Genomic DNA, 14168 nt, shown 5'->3' with positions numbered 1-14168 from the left:
GCCGTACGGCTCACCGGCGACCCACCGGCCGCGCGCCCCGCCGTCGCCCCACCGGCACCGGCCGGGCCTCTCGCCCTCGCCCCGCCGACGGCGCCCCCGTGCCCCGTCGGCGACGCCCCGGCCGGCCACTCGACCCGCCGTCCACCGACCGTACGGCTCACCGTCGGCCCATCGGCAGTCGACGCCCCGCCGCACACCTCACCGCGCCCCCCATGACCGGCGCGGCCGGCTCACAGGTAGTCCTCCAGTCGCGCCACCGCATACCCCTCGCGCGTCACCTTGTTGAGGAAGCGGCGCATGTCGTCGACCATCGTGCCGTCCCAGTCGCTGCGGCCCCGGAAATGGGTGAGGACGATGTCGCCCCGGCGCAGCTGCTGGTCGTCCTCGCGGAACTCCCAGTGGTCGACGTACACCTCCTCGTTCCAGATCGGGGCGTACTTGATGCCGCAGGACTTGGCGGCGACCAGGGTGTCCTGGTTGTAGTTGCCGTAGGGCGGGCGCAGGACGGTCGGGCGCTTGCCGAACTGCTTCTGCATGATGTCCTGCATGTCGCAGATCTCGTGCTTCTGCTCCTCGTAGGACAGCCCCGGCAGATAGGGGTGGGTGAGGGTGTGGTTGTTGAGGGTGTTGCCGTAGGACTGCGCCTTGCGGAAGTAGCCGTAGTCGTCCTTGACCAGGTAGTTGCTGAGGAAGGCGGTGTACGGGATCTTCAGGTCCCGCATCATCTGGAGGAACCGGGGGTCCTTCTCCGAGCCGTCGTCGATGGTGAGGAAGACGACCTTGTTCTTGGTCGGGACCGTGGTGAAGACCGGCGGCAGGTCCCAGTCCTCCTGGTGGTCCACCTCGAAGCCGGCGCGCGCGGTGATGCGGGGCTTCACCTTGGGCGGCGCCGGTGGCGCGATCGGGACCTCGTCCAGGCCCCAGCGTTTCGCGGCGGCGACCATGCGGGTGTGTTCCGCGGCCTGGGCGGCGCGCGGGTCGGGGGCGGCGTGACCGGCCGCGCCCTGCCCCGCCGCAGGGCGGGCGATGCCCGGGCCGGAGCCGGAACCGGAGCAGCCGGTGACGAGGGCGGTCGAGGCGAGGACGGCGGCGGCACAGCCGAGGGCGACCCGTGCCCGACTTTTGTCATTTTGTACTACTAGTCGCATGGTGCTGGATCTTCGCAGGCACCACCCCCGCTCCCCGGACGACAACGCCGCCCTGACGCGCACCATCCACCGACTGGCCCACAATGACCCGGTGAACGACCTCGCTCCTCTCCTCACCCCCGAAGGCCGGGCCCTCCTCGAAGAGGTCCGCGGCACCGCCCCGGCCGATGAACTGGCCGTCGCCACCCGGCTGCGCCGCGACCACCCCGCCGACCTGGTGTCGGCCGCGCTCGGCCAGGCCCGGCTGCGGCAGCGCGCGGCGGCCAAGTTCGCGGCGGCGGACGCGGAGCGGATGTTCTTCACGCCGAACGGGGTCGAGCAGTCGACGCGGGCGAGCGTGGCGGCGTACCGGGCGCGGCGGCTGACCGATCTCGGGGTGACGTCGGTGGCGGACCTGTGCTGCGGGATCGGCGGTGACGCCATCGCGCTGGCGCGGGCCGGGATCCGGGTGCTCGCGGTGGACCGGGACCCGCTGACGGCGGCCGTGGCGCGGGCGAACGCCGAGGCGCTGGGGCTCACCGAGCTGATGGAGGTGCGGGAGGCCGATGTCACGGAGGTGGACACCGCCGGGTACGACGCCGTGTTCGTGGATCCGGCCAGGCGGGGCGGGCAATCAAGAGGAGGCGCGCGAAGCGCGTCGATGAGGGGTGGTGGCCGGGCGACGGATGGGCGGATCTTCGACCCCGAGGCGTACTCGCCGCCGCTGTCCTGGGCCGTGGAAGCCGCCCGCCGGGCACCGCACGCCGCACTGAAGATCGCGCCCGGCATCCCGCACGAGGCGGTGCCGCCGGAGGCCGAGGCGGAGTGGATCTCGGACGGCGGCGATGTGAAGGAGGCGGTGCTCTGGTTCGGGACCGGGGCGCCGGGCGCGGTGCGCGCCACCCTGCTGCCCGGCCCGCGCACCCTGCTCGGACGGGGCCTGCCGGATCCCGAAGTACGGCCGGTGGGACGGTACTTGTACGAGCCGGACGGCGCCGTGATCCGCGCGCATCTGGTCGCCGAGGTGGCCGAGGAGGTCGCCGGCGGGCTGCTCGACGCGACCATCGCCTACGTCACCGCCGACGAGCTGCACCCGACCCCGTACGCCACCCCCTACGAGATCACCGACCAACTCCCCTTCAACCTGAAGAAGTTGAAGGCGCTGCTGCGCGAGCGCGAGGTCGGGACGCTGACCGTGAAGAAGCGCGGATCGGCGGTCGAGCCGGAGGAGCTGCGGCGCAAGGTCAAGCCGCAGGGTCCGAACGCGGCGACCGTGTTCCTCACCCGGGTCGCGGGGGCGCCGACGATGCTGGTCGGCGGGCCCGCACGGCCGCCCGAGGGCCCCTGACCCGGCAGCCGGCGCATCCGGCGTCCAGCGCGCCCGGCGGCCGGTGCATCCGGCCCTCAGCGCCCCCTGCGGTCAGCGCAGGGTCGCCCACAGGTTCTCGGCGTCCGGCTCCTTCGCGATCACCCGGTTGGGGTCCGAGGGCGCCGTGACGACCGGCATCATCACGGTCTTCACCTGGTCCGCGCTCAGCTCCTTCAGGCTCTTGCCCAACTCGGTCAGCTCGGTCAGGGAGTCGAGGCCGGTGTCGGTGGTGAGGCTCTTGGTGACCGCGTCGGCGACCGTGTACAGCTTGGCCGGGTCGGTGAGCAGGTTCGTGCCGGATATCCGCTCCAACAGGGCCTTCACCAGCAGCTGTTGCAGACCTATGCGGCCGAGGTCGCTGCCGTCGCCGATGCCGTGCCGGGTGCGGGCGAGGGCCAACGCCTGCTTGCCGTCGAGGTGATGGGCCCCGGCCGCCAGGTGGAGATGGCTCTTGTCGTCGTCGATGCTCTGGGTTGTGGTGACATCGACCCCGCCGAGCGCGTCGACCAGCTTGGCGAAGCCGGAGAAGTCGATCTCGACGAAGTGGTCCATGCGCACCCCGGTGATCGACTCGACCGTCTTGACCGCGCACACCGGACCGCCCACCGAGAAGGCGCTGTTGAACATCGAGCCGTACGCCACCGCCGTCGAACCCCCGTCGGGCAGCGGGCAGGAGGGGCGGGTGACGAGGGTGTCGCGCGGGATGCTGACCACGGTGGCGCGGGTGCGGCCCGCGTCGAGGTGCACCACCATCGCGGTGTCCGAGCGGGCGCCCGAACTGTCGCCGCCGCCCAGCTCCTTGTCGGCCTTGCCGCTGCGCGAGTCCGAGCCCAGCACCAGGATGTTGAGCGACCCGGCCGGCAGCGGGGCGGCCGCGGCCGTGGGGGCGCTCGGGGAGGGCGCGATCATCGCGTGCGCGGGGCGGTCGTCGCCGAGCGCGCTGTCGATGTCGACGCCCTTGATGTTGTGGTCCAGATGCCAGTAGGCATAGCCGGCCGTGGCCACCCCCAGCACCAGGGCCGCCGCCAGGGTGAGTCCGGCGATCCGCAGCACTCTCGAACGCCGGCCGTGCTCCTCGTATCGCGTCACGGCAGGAACGTAAGTCCGAATTATTAGGGGACTGTTAGCGGAAGCCGCACGAAAGGATTTTCTTCCGAGATTCTCATCGGCGGCGGTCTGCGGACACCCCCTCGAAAGTTTCGATCACGCGGTGCTCCCCCGCACCTCCGCCGTGCTGGAACGCACCACCAGACTGGTCGCCAACTCCAGCCGGGTGGCCGCGCGTTCCTCGTGCGCGCCGCCCAGTTCGAGCACCAGGCGGGCCGCGGCCTCGGCCATCTCGGTCAGCGGCTGCCGTACGGTCGTCAGCGGCGGGCCCACCCAGCGGGCCACCGGCAGATCGTCGAAGCCGACCACGCTGAGGTCCTCCGGGATGCGCAGCCCCAGCTCGCGCGCGGCCTCGTACAGGCCCACGGCCTGGAGGTCGTTGCCCGCGAAGACCGCGGTCGGCCGGTCGGGGCGGCGCAGCAGCTCCATGCCCAGGCGGTAGCCGGCGTCGTGGTGGAAGTCCCCGGCCACGATCAGCGAGGGATCGACGGGCAGCCCGGCCGTCTCCAGGGCGGCGCGGTAGCCGTCGATGCGGGCGCGGCTGCACATCATCCGGGACGGGCCGCTGATCGCGCCGATCCGGGTGTGGCCCAGCTCCACCAGATGCCGGGTGGCCGCGAGCCCGCCCTGCCAGTTGGTGGCGCCGATGGAGGGCACGTCCGGGCCCGGGTCGCCGGCCGGGTCGACCACCACGAACGGGATGGACCTGCTGGTCAGCAGCGCCTGCTGGGCGCCGTCCAGCTCGGACAGGACGAGGACCACGCCGTGCGGGCGGCGGGCGGCGACCTGGTCGGCCCAGGAGCGGCCGGGGGTGAGCCGCCCGGCGGACTCGGACAGCACCACGCTGAGCCCCGCCGACTGCGCCACGTTCTCCACGCCCCGGATGACCTCCATCGCCCAGGCGCTCTCCAGCTCGTGGAAGACCAGGTCGATCAGTGGTGAGCGGGAGGCCTCGGCGCGCCTGCGCCGGTAGCCGTGGGCGCGCAGCAGCTCCTCGACGCGGGTGCGCGTCGAGGGCGCGACATCGGCTCTGCCGTTGAGGACCTTCGAAACAGTCGGAGCGGACACCCCGGCCTCGCGGGCGATCTCCGCGAGCGTCGCGGTCTGCGTTTCCACGGACTTCCCAGGCTTCATGCCCGCGATCGTAATCCCTGCGCGACCCCTTGACGAAGCCCTTGTTCCGCCATACGTTCCCGGAACATTCGGAACCCCACTCGAAACATTGCGAGGGCCAGGGTCATGGAGTCCACCACGTCCAACGGCGGGCGCGCGTTCAGCAGGCGCTGGGTGCTCGGCGCCGGTGCCACCACACTTGTCGCCGCCGGCACCGCCGGACTCACGGCCTGCGGCTCCTCCGGGGGGTCGGGCGGCGGGGGCACCCTGACCGCGTTCGTGTACGGCGACGACGCGGCCAAGATCCAGGTCGCGGCGATCGACCGGTTCAACTCCTCGGCCGCCGCGAAGAAGGCCAAGGGCAAGATCAAGCTGGAGAAGGTGCCCGGCTCCGAGTACCCGGCGAAGCTGCGCACCGCGATGGGCTCCCCCAACGCGCCCGACATCTTCTTCAACTGGGGCGGCGGCTCGATCAAGGCCTACCGCGACGCCAAGCAGCTGGTGGACCTCACCGACACCATCACCTCCGACCCGGTCCTCAAGAGCGGCTTCCTGCCCTCGGTGATCACGGCCGGCGGCATCGGGGGGCACAACTACGGCATACCCATGCGCGGCATGCAGCCCGTGATCCTCTTCTACAACAAGTCCCTCTTCGCCGAGCGGAAGCTCCAGCCGCCCACCACCTGGGACCAGTTGCTGGACATCAACACCAAGCTGAAGAAGGCCGGGATCACCCCGTTCACGCTCGGCGGCGCGGACATCTGGCCCGAGCTGATGTGGCTGGAGTACCTGGTCGACCGGATCGGCGGGCCCCAGGTCTTCGACCGGATCAAGAACGGTGACGCCTCCGGCTGGGGCGACCCGGCGGTCCTGAAGGCCGCCCAGACGGTCAAGCAGCTCATCGACGACGGCGCCTTCGGCAAGGGCTTCAACTCGGTCGCCTACACCAACGGCGGCGCCCCGGCCGTGTTCGCCAAGGGCAAGGCCGCGATGCATCTGATGGGCTCGTGGGAGTACTCGACCCAGCTCGGCAAGTTCCCGGACTTCGCCCGCAAGGACCTCGGCTGGACCGCGTTCCCGACCATCGAGGGCGGCGCGGGGGACATCCGCAATGTCGTCGGCAACCCCACCAACTACTGGTCGATCAACACCCGTACGTCCAACAAGGACGCGGCGCTCGCCTTCCTGCGCGACTGCGCCTCCGAGACGTACGCCAAGGCGCTGATCGCCAACGGCGACATCCCGACCACCACCAACGCCGAGAGCCTGCTCGACGCCTCGCCGAACCCGGAGTTCGCCAAGTTCCAGTACAAGATGGTGCAGGACGCCCCGGCGTTCACGCTGAGCTGGGACCAGGCCGTCGACCCGGACGTGTCGACTCCGATGCTCACCGAGGTCAACAAGCTGTTCGTCGGCAAGTCCACGCCGAGCCAGTTCGTCTCGGCGCTCCAGGGGCTGAAGTGACCATCGGCACGCCCAAGGGCGGCTCGCGCGCCGGCGCGGGCCGCCCCCGCCGGGGCACCGGGGCGAACGCGGGCCGCCCGCACGCCGCCCTGGCGCTGCCCGGCGTCCTGTTCTTCCTGTTCTTCGCCGCCGTCCCGATGGTGCTGGCCTTCTGTCTGTCCTTCACCGAGTGGAACGGCCTCGGCAACCCGCGGCCCGCCGGACTCGCCAACTGGCGCAAGCTGTTCGACGACGACCGGCTCACCCAGTCCCTCACGGTCACCGTGCTGCTCACGGTGGTCAGCTGGGCCTTCCAGACGGTCGTCTCGATCCTGCTCGGCGTCTGGGCGGCGGGCCGCCAGCGCAACCGCGCGATCCTGTCGGCGATCTTCTTCGTGCCGTTCCTGCTGTCCTCGACGGCGATCTCGCTGCTGTTCTACGCCCTGCTCGACCCCAACTTCGGGATCATCCACGGCGACACCCTCGGCTCCACCGATGGCGCCTTCCTGGCGATCGTGTTCGTCGGCGGCTGGCAGTTCATCCCCTTCCACACCCTGATCTACCAGGGCGGGGCCCGGCAGATCCCCGAGGTCCTCTACCAGGCGGCGGCCATCGACGGCGCGGGCCGCTACCGCCGGTTCTTCTCCATCACGCTGCCCCAGCTGCGCAACACGGCGACCACCTCGGGCGTGCTGATGGTCGTCGGCTCGCTCACCTACTTCGAGACCGTCCTGATCCTCACCCAGGGCGGCCCCGGCACCGACACGGCGATCCTGCCGTACCTGATGTACGAGGCCGGCTTCAAGAGCTACGACTTCGGCTACGCCAGCGCCATCGCCTCCTTCCTGGTGGTGGCCGCGACCGCGCTGTCGCTGCTGCTGGTGCGGCTGTCCGGCTTCGGCACGATGCGCAGTACCCGGGAAGGAATGTGACGAGGTGTCACACGACACGCTGCCCCACCCCGTGAAGACCGGCGCCGCGCCCACGGCCCGGCCGGACGGGCGCCGCCGCCGGCACTGGACCCGGCGGCCCGATCCGCTGGCCGGCCTCGGCTCGGTCCTCTGGCTGGTCGTCGTCATCGTGCCCGTCTACGCGATGATCACGGCCTCGCTCACCCCGCGGGACGAGGCGCTGGGCAACAACGCCCTGAAGCCGCCCGCCCATCCGACGCTGGCCAACTACAGCACCGTGCTGCACAACGGGTTCTTCCACTATCTGTGGAACACCGTGCTGGCGGCGGTGGCCGTCGTGGCGATCGTGCTGGTGCTGTGCGTGCCGCTCGCCTATGTGGCCGTACGCACCCGGGGCTTCTGGTCCGGGGCCGCGTTCCGGCTGTTCCTGCTCGGCGTGGCGATCCCGGCACAGGCCGTCGTCGTACCGCTGTATCTGATGATCGCCAAGCTGAACCTCTACGACAGCCTGCTCGCGATCATCCTGCCGACGGCCGCGTTCGCCATGCCGGTGGCCATCCTGGTGCTCACCGGCTCCCTGCGGGACATCTCCGAGGAGGTGTACGAGGCGATGGCCCTGGACGGCGCCTCGCCGCTGCGGATGCTGTTCCAGCTGGTCATCCCGATGTCCAAGGGCGGTATCAGCACCGTCGGGATCTACTCGGCGCTCCAGGCGTGGAACGGCTTCCTCTTCCCGCTGATCTTCACCCAGTCCGAGGGGCCGCGTGTGCTGACCCTCGGGCTCTTCAACTACGTGAGCCAGTTCGGTGTGGACATCCCCGCCCTGCTCGCCTCGGTCGTCCTCTCCGGCATCCCGATCTTCGCCGTGTATCTGGTGGCCCGCCGCGCCCTGGTGGGCGGCCTGATGGGTGTGGGCGGCAAGTGACCGCCGCCCGCGCCCCCTTCTCGACAGGAGTTTCATGAGCACCGCCCCCGGCACCGCGCCCGGCACCGCCCCCTGGCGCGACCCCGCCCTGCCCGCCGCCGTCCGCGTCAGCGACCTCCTGGCCCGGATGACCCTGGAGGAGAAGACCGCCCAGCTGTACGGCGTCTGGGTGGGCGCGGCCACGGACGGCGACGGGGTCGCCCCGCTCCAGCGCGAGATGACCGCGGACCACGACTGGGACGAGCTGATCACCCTCGGCCTCGGCCAGCTGACCCGCTCCTTCGGCACCGCCCCCGTGGACCCGGCGTTGGGCGCGCAGGCACTGGCCCGCGCCCAGCGCCGGATCGCCGAGGCCGGCCGCTTCGGCATCCCGGCCGTGGCCCACGAGGAGTGCCTGGCGGGCTTCACCGCCTGGCAGGCGACCGCGTACCCGGTGCCGCTGGCCTGGGGCGCGACCTTCGACCCGGCGCTCGTCGAGGAACTGGGCGGGCGCATCGGCCGGGATCTGCGCGCGGCCGGCGTCCACCAGGGCCTCGCGCCCGTCCTGGACGTGGTGCGGGATCTGCGCTGGGGCCGGGTGGAGGAGACCATCGGCGAGGACCCGTACCTGGTCGGCACCATCGGCACGGCGTACGTCCGGGGCCTGGAGTCGGCCGGGGTCGTCGCCACGCTCAAGCACTTCGCCGGGTACGCGTCCTCGGCGGGCGCCCGCAATCTGGCGCCGGTGCGCGCGGGCGGGCGGGAGCTGGCGGAGGTGACGCTGCCGCCGTTCGAGATGGCGCTGCGCGAGGGCGGCGCCCGCTCGGTGATGGCCGCCTACACCGAGACGGACGGCGTCCCGGCCTCGGCCGACCCCCGGCTGCTGACCGGACTGCTGCGCGAGGAGTGGGGGTTCACCGGCACGGTCGTCGCCGACTACTTCGGCATCGGCTTCCTCCAGTCGCTGCACCGGGTGGCCGCGGACCCCGCCGAGGCCGCGCACATCGCGCTGGAGGCGGGCATCGACGTCGAGCTGCCCACCCTGAGCTGCTACGGCACACCGCTGGTGGAGGCCGTACGCGACGGGCGGATCCCCGAGGCGCTGGTGGACCGGGCCGCGCGCCGGGTGCTGCTCCAGAAGTGCGAGCTGGGCCTGCTGGATCCCGACTGGACGCCGGAGAGCGGCGAGAAGATCGACCTGGACTCGGCCGGCAACCGGGCGCTGGCCCGGCGCCTCGCCGAGGAGTCGGTGGTGCTGCTGGACAACCCGGGCGGGGCGCTGCCGCTGACCCCGGACGCGCGGATCGCGGTCGTCGGGCCGCGCGCGGCGGACGCGCTGGCGATGCTGGGCTGCTACTCCTTCCCGTCCCATGTGCTCACCCACCACCCCGAGGTGCCGCCGGGCATCGACATCCCGACCGTCCTCGACGCCCTGCGGGCCGAACTCCCGGGCGCCGAGGTGGCGTTCGCGGAGGGCTGCGGGGTCTCCGATCCGGACACCTCCGGTTTCGCCGAGGCGGTGGCGCGGGCGTCCGAGTCCGAGGTGTGCGTGGCCGTCCTCGGCGACCGGGCCGGGCTGTTCGGACGCGGCACCTCGGGCGAGGGCTGCGACGCGGAGGACCTGCGACTGCCGGGCGCCCAGGCCGAGTTGCTGGACGCGCTGGTCGCGACCGGCGTCCCGGTGGTGCTCGTACTGCTGACCGGCCGCCCCTACGCGCTGGGCCGCTGGCAGGGCCGGCTCGCCGCGGTCGTCCAGGCGTTCTTCCCGGGCGAGGAGGGCGGTCCGGCGCTCGCCGGGGTACTGTCCGGCCGGGTGAACCCCTCCGGGCGGCTCCCGGTGAGCGTGCCGCACCGGCCCGGCGGCCAGCCCTGGACCTACCTCCAGCCCCCGCTCGGCCTGGCCGGCGAGGTCAGCAACCTGGACCCGACCCCGCTGTACCCGTTCGGGCACGGCGGCTCGTACACCGCGTTCGCCTGGGAGGACTTCACCGGGCCCGAAGCGGAGATCCCGACGGACGGCGGGTACGACCTCTCGCTCACCGTCCGCAACACGGGTGAGCGCGCGGGCGCCGAGGTCGTCCAGCTGTATCTGCACGACCCGGTGGCCTCGGTGACCCGCCCGGACATCCGCCTGATCGGCTACCGGCGGGTGGAACTCTCCCCCGGCGAGGCCCGCCGCCTCACCTTCCGCTTCCACACCGACCTCTCCTCCTTCCCGGACCGCGCGGGCACCCGGATCGTGGAGCCGGGCGAGCTGGAGCTGCGCCTGGCCGCGTCCAGCGCGGACGTACGGCACCGGGCGCGGCTGCGGCTGACCGGGCCGGTGCGTCCGGTGGGCGCGGGGCGGCGGCTGCGGTGCGAGGTGACGGAAACGGAGACGGAGGCCTGACCGAACGGGGCCCGACGCAGAACACCCCGCCTCCGGAGTACCGGAGGCGGGGTGTGAGTGGAGCGCCGGGCAGGCCTTGCACCTGCATCTCCCCGCAGGAAGCGGGACGTCTTTCCTTGGACCACCAACGCACTGCGTTCGTACCGGCTTTCCGGCCGTTCGCTGTGTGATGATCATAGACCGATGCGAACGGCGGCCGCAAACTCGCCCGAGACAAACGGGACTTAGCCGCCCCTAGTCGGACGCGACCGCCTCGAAACGCCAGCGGTGCACGGCTCGCGTCACCAACTGCGGTTCCGGCTCCGGAAGTTCCGGCAGCGCCGCGTCGTACGGCTCCGCCCACCACGTGATGACCAGCACCCGGTCCTGCGGCGCGCGGAAGGTCTCGCGGCGCAACGGCTCCCGGTCGAGCCGCTGTTCGCGGGCCCAGGCGAGGAGTTCCCCGCCCCGGCCCTCGACCGCGCGCGCCTCCCACATCAGCGCGACCGTCATGAGTAGAGGTTCTCCTTGCTGACTTCGTGCACATGGTCGTGGTTGCCCGGCACGTGCGGGTCGGTGACCGGCAGGGAGGAGTCGGCCGACAGGTCCCAGCTGGAGGCGGCCCGGCCCCGGGCGACCATCTCGGCGCCGAGCGCGGCCACCATCGCGCCGTTGTCCGTGCACAGCTTGGGGCGCGGCACGCGCAGCCGGATGCCGGCCGCCTCGCAGCGTTCCTGGGCGAGGACGCGCAGCCGGGAGTTGGCCGCCACCCCGCCGCCGATCATCAGATGGTCGACGCCCTCGTCCTTGCAGGCGCGCACGGCCTTGCGGGTGAGCACGTCCACCACGGCCTCCTGGAAGGACGCGGCCACATCGCGCACCGGGACCTCCTCGCCGGCCGCGCGCTTCGCCTCGATCCAGCGGGCCACGGCGGTCTTGAGGCCGGAGAAGGAGAAGTCGTACGCCGGGTCGCGCGGGCCGGTCAGACCGCGCGGGAAGCTGATCGCGGCCGGGTCGCCCTCCTTGGCGTACCGGTCGATGACCGGGCCGCCGGGGAAGCCCAGGTTCAGTACCCGGGCGATCTTGTCGAAGGCCTCGCCGGCCGCGTCGTCGATGGTCGCGCCCATCGGCCGGACGTCGGAGGTGATGTCCGAGGACAGCAGCAGCGAGGAGTGGCCGCCGGAGACCAGCAGCGCCATCGTCGGCTCGGGCAGCGGGCCGTGCTCCAGCTGGTCCACGCAGATGTGGGAGGCGAGGTGGTTGACGCCGTAGAGGGGCTTGCCGAGCGCGTAGGCGTACGCCTTGGCGGCGGAGACGCCGACCAGGAGGGCGCCCGCGAGACCGGGACCCGCGGTCACCGAGATGCCGTCGAGGTCCCTGGCGCTGACCCCGGCCTCCTTCAGGGCGCGGTCGATGGTCGGGACCATCGCCTCCAGATGGGCGCGGGACGCCACCTCGGGGACGACACCGCCGAAGCGGGCGTGCTCGTCCACGCTGGAGGCGACGGCGTCGGCCAGCAGGGTGGTGCCGCGCACGATGCCGACGCCGGTCTCGTCGCAGGAGGTCTCGATGCCGAGGACGAGGGGTTCGTCAGCCATTGATCTCGGTTCCTTGAACAGATGCGGAAGGGTCGGTCAGGCGCATCACCAGGGCATCCACGTTCCCCGGCTGGTAGTAGCCGCGCCGGAACCCGATGGGGGCGAAGCCGAAGCGCTCGTACAGCTTCTGCGCGCGGATGTTGTCCACCCGGACTTCGAGCATCACCTCGTGGCACTCGAACGCGGTCGCCGCCCGCAGCAGATCGGTCAGCAGCCGGCCGCCGAGCCCCGAGCCCTGGAGGTCGCGGGCGACGGCGATGGTCTGGACGTCGGCGAGGTCGCCGGAGGCGGCGAGGCCCGCGTAGCCGACGACCCGGCCGGTGCCGTCCTCGGCGGTGACGTAGCGGCGGGTGGCCGTGGCGCCCCGGGAGTGGGCCAGCTCGGACCAGAACATGCCCCGGGACCAGGCGTCCTCGGGGAACAGGTCCTTCTCCAGCTCCAGCACCTGGTCGATGTCCCACCAGCGCATCTCGCGCAGTTCGACGGTCACTTCGGGGTGACCACCTTGTAGTTCTTGGGGACCTGGGCGTCCGGGCGGCGCAGATACAGCGGCCTCGGCTCGGGCAGTTCCTCCCCGGCGGCCAGCCGCTCGGCGGCGAGCGCGGCCAGCGCGGCGGCGGACACATGCTCGGGCTCATGGGCGCGCGGGAACGTGTCCGGGTAGAGCAGGGCGCCCGCGCCGACCGCCGGGAGTCCGGCGACCTGCTCGGCGATGTCGGCCGGGCGGTCGACGGCCGGGCCGGTCAGCCGGGTGCGGGAGTCGGCGTACGTCGCCCAGTAGACCTCCTTGCGCCGGGCGTCGGTCGCCACGACGAAGGGGCCCTTCTCGATGTCGGCGGCATAGGCGAGGCCGTCCAGGGTGCACACGCCGTACACGGGGACGCCGAGCGCCAGGCCGAAGGTGTCGGCGGTCATCAGACCGACACGCAGTCCGGTGTAGGGGCCGGGTCCGGTGCCGACGACGATCCCGGTGACCGCCTCCAGCTTGAGTCCGGCCTCGGTGAGGACCCGGTCGACGGCCGGCAGCAGCAGCTCCCCGTGCCGGCGCGCGTCCACCTGCTTCGACGAGGCGATGACGTCCGTGCCGTCGTGCAGGGCGACGGTGACGGCGGGCGTTGCGGTATCCAGAGCGAGCAAGAGCACGCGAACAGCCTACGGCGCCCACGCCTCGCGCACGGCCGCCCGGGGCGGAGGGTCACCGGCTGCTACGGTCTGTACGAAGTACGACATATCGCGCGCGGCGGAGGTGGAAGCAGGTGGCAGGGACCAGCTCGGGAATCGTGGCCGGCCTCACCGCGGCGGCCGTCGGGGTGGTCGGCTTCCTGGCCTACGAGGCGTACGCGACGGTGCCCGCGGGGCTGGGCGCCCGCCCCGCGGCGAACGGCTCGCCCGGCGGGCAGGCCACGAAGGCGCCCCGGGACCGGCTCCACCCGACCGCCCTGCCGAGCGGTTCCGGCAAGGGTGAACGGGTGGTGTACTCGGTGGACGACGACCGGGTCTGGCTGGTCGGCACCGGCAACCGGGTGCTGCGCACCTTCCGCGTCCACCCGGGCACCGTGGACCCGCCCACCGGCACGTACTGGGTCACCTCCCGCTCCCACGCCGTCACCGGCACGGACGGCATCCCCATCGAACACGTGGTCCGCTTCACCACGGTCGACGGCGTCACCATCGGCTTCTCCGCCCCCGCCACCCCGGACGCCGTCCCGGCCCCCGACGCGGGCGCGAAGACGGGTGGCATCCGCGAGTCCCGCGCGGACGGCGACGCGATGTGGAAATTCGCCACGATCGGCGAACGGATCATGGTCATCCGCTGAGGGCTCCGCGGGGGACGCCGACGCCTTTGGGCACCGGTGACACTTCAGAGCCGACAGCCCTGCGGGACGGTGGTCCGAGAGCCGGACGCCCTGTCGGCGGGACGGTCCTGGGGCCCGGCGCCCCCTGCGGGGAACGACGCGCTCACGGGCGCGAGGCGACCCTGCGGGCCGACGATCTCGCGGGGGCACCGGCACACCGGAGCGACCCGCCCGCCCATGGACGGTCCGACCGCGCCGGAGCGTGGCAGCGCGCCAGGAACCGGCCTCCGCCCGGCGGAGGGGCGAGCCCGGACCGGACACCGGCGGCATCGAGCCCCGCCGCCGGCGGCCGAGCCCGCCGGGACCGGCGACTCGCGTCCTTGAAGCCGGGCGGCCTCGCACGTGCTCGTCGAAGCCGGGCGGCCTCGCACG

The 14168-nt window shown here is 72.5% G+C and carries 13 protein-coding genes; 6 read left to right on the top strand and 7 right to left on the bottom strand.

Annotated features, from left to right (window positions below):
- Positions 1-230 precede the first annotated feature (230 nt).
- Complete coding sequence (locus tag CCN72_RS23850; RefSeq protein ID WP_086809429.1) at positions 231-1148, bottom strand: polysaccharide deacetylase family protein; 918 nt, start codon at positions 1146-1148, stop codon at positions 231-233.
- 91 nt (positions 1149-1239) lie between these two features.
- Here CCN72_RS23850 and CCN72_RS23845 point away from each other — a divergent pair, with 91 nt between their 5' ends.
- Complete coding sequence (locus CCN72_RS23845; protein WP_086809435.1) at positions 1240-2475, top strand: THUMP-like domain-containing protein; 1236 nt, start codon at positions 1240-1242, stop codon at positions 2473-2475.
- Positions 2476-2547: 72 nt separating this feature from the next.
- Here CCN72_RS23845 and CCN72_RS23840 read toward each other — a convergent pair whose 3' ends face one another.
- Positions 2548-3585 carry an LCP family protein gene (locus CCN72_RS23840; RefSeq protein ID WP_435855070.1) on the bottom strand — a complete coding sequence of 346 codons (1038 nt, stop codon included), beginning with the start codon at positions 3583-3585 and terminating at the stop codon, positions 2548-2550.
- A gap of 114 nt (positions 3586-3699) precedes the next feature.
- The gene (locus tag CCN72_RS23835) at positions 3700-4737 is read right to left on the bottom strand and encodes a LacI family DNA-binding transcriptional regulator (RefSeq protein ID WP_086809427.1); all 1038 of its coding nucleotides are present in this window, start codon (positions 4735-4737) and stop codon (positions 3700-3702) included.
- A 105-nt stretch (positions 4738-4842) separates the two neighbouring features.
- On the opposite strand from CCN72_RS23835, the gene CCN72_RS23830 reads away from it, so the two are divergent.
- From CCN72_RS23830 to CCN72_RS23815, 4 genes are all read left to right on the top strand, one after another.
- Positions 4843-6180, top strand: coding sequence for an ABC transporter substrate-binding protein (locus CCN72_RS23830; RefSeq protein ID WP_086809425.1), 1338 nt, complete (start codon positions 4843-4845; stop codon positions 6178-6180).
- A 95-nt stretch (positions 6181-6275) separates the two neighbouring features.
- A complete protein-coding gene (locus tag CCN72_RS23825; protein WP_161217579.1) occupies positions 6276-7091 on the top strand; it encodes a carbohydrate ABC transporter permease in 816 nt (271 codons plus the stop codon).
- Between the two features lie 4 nt (positions 7092-7095).
- Positions 7096-7995, top strand: a complete 900-nt coding sequence (locus CCN72_RS23820; RefSeq protein WP_086809423.1) for a carbohydrate ABC transporter permease — start codon at positions 7096-7098, stop codon at positions 7993-7995.
- A 34-nt stretch (positions 7996-8029) separates the two neighbouring features.
- On the top strand, positions 8030-10363 hold the full coding sequence (locus CCN72_RS23815) for a beta-xylosidase/alpha-l-arabinosidase (protein ID WP_086809421.1): 2334 nt from the start codon (positions 8030-8032) through the stop codon (positions 10361-10363).
- A 234-nt stretch (positions 10364-10597) separates the two neighbouring features.
- On the opposite strand, the gene CCN72_RS23805 is transcribed toward CCN72_RS23815, so the two are convergent.
- The 4 genes from CCN72_RS23805 to tsaB are packed head-to-tail and all read right to left on the bottom strand — an operon-like array spanning position 10598 to position 13083.
- On the bottom strand, positions 10598-10855 hold the full coding sequence (locus tag CCN72_RS23805) for a hypothetical protein (protein WP_086809419.1): 258 nt from the start codon (positions 10853-10855) through the stop codon (positions 10598-10600).
- Positions 10852-11940 carry a tRNA (adenosine(37)-N6)-threonylcarbamoyltransferase complex transferase subunit TsaD gene (tsaD, locus tag CCN72_RS23800; protein WP_086809417.1) on the bottom strand — a complete coding sequence of 363 codons (1089 nt, stop codon included), beginning with the start codon at positions 11938-11940 and terminating at the stop codon, positions 10852-10854. The genes CCN72_RS23805 and tsaD overlap by 4 nt, the downstream gene beginning before the upstream one ends.
- Positions 11933-12409 (bottom strand): ribosomal protein S18-alanine N-acetyltransferase, encoded by a 477-nt coding sequence (gene rimI / locus CCN72_RS23795; RefSeq protein ID WP_086809430.1) that lies wholly within the window; start codon positions 12407-12409, stop codon positions 11933-11935. The genes tsaD and rimI overlap by 8 nt, the downstream gene beginning before the upstream one ends.
- Positions 12410-12426: 17 nt before the next feature.
- The gene (gene tsaB / locus CCN72_RS23790) at positions 12427-13083 is read right to left on the bottom strand and encodes a tRNA (adenosine(37)-N6)-threonylcarbamoyltransferase complex dimerization subunit type 1 TsaB (protein WP_086809415.1); all 657 of its coding nucleotides are present in this window, start codon (positions 13081-13083) and stop codon (positions 12427-12429) included.
- A 113-nt stretch (positions 13084-13196) separates the two neighbouring features.
- On the opposite strand from tsaB, the gene CCN72_RS23785 reads away from it, so the two are divergent.
- A complete protein-coding gene (locus CCN72_RS23785) occupies positions 13197-13757 on the top strand; it encodes a hypothetical protein (RefSeq protein ID WP_086809413.1) in 561 nt (186 codons plus the stop codon).
- The last annotated feature ends 411 nt before the right edge of the window (positions 13758-14168 follow it).

Origin of the sequence: Streptomyces murinus (assembly GCF_002154555.1) — a bacterium.
GTDB classification, from domain to species: domain Bacteria; phylum Actinomycetota; class Actinomycetes; order Streptomycetales; family Streptomycetaceae; genus Streptomyces; species Streptomyces murinus.
This window is presented reverse-complemented; position numbering and strand designations above follow the sequence as displayed.

Excerpts from the sequence above, each read along its gene's own strand:
- CCN72_RS23850 (WP_086809429.1), bottom strand. The coding sequence starts at position 1,148 with ATGCGACTAGTAGTACAAAATGACAAAAGTCGGGCACGGGTCGCCCTC.
- CCN72_RS23835 (WP_086809427.1), bottom strand. The coding sequence starts at position 4,737 with ATGAAGCCTGGGAAGTCCGTGGAAACGCAGACCGCGACGCTCGCGGAG.
- CCN72_RS23830 (WP_086809425.1), top strand. The coding sequence starts at position 4,843 with ATGGAGTCCACCACGTCCAACGGCGGGCGCGCGTTCAGCAGGCGCTGG.
- CCN72_RS23815 (WP_086809421.1), top strand. The coding sequence starts at position 8,030 with ATGAGCACCGCCCCCGGCACCGCGCCCGGCACCGCCCCCTGGCGCGAC.
- CCN72_RS23805 (WP_086809419.1), bottom strand. The coding sequence starts at position 10,855 with ATGACGGTCGCGCTGATGTGGGAGGCGCGCGCGGTCGAGGGCCGGGGC.
- tsaD (WP_086809417.1), bottom strand. The coding sequence starts at position 11,940 with ATGGCTGACGAACCCCTCGTCCTCGGCATCGAGACCTCCTGCGACGAG.
- rimI (WP_086809430.1), bottom strand. The coding sequence starts at position 12,409 with ATGCGCTGGTGGGACATCGACCAGGTGCTGGAGCTGGAGAAGGACCTG.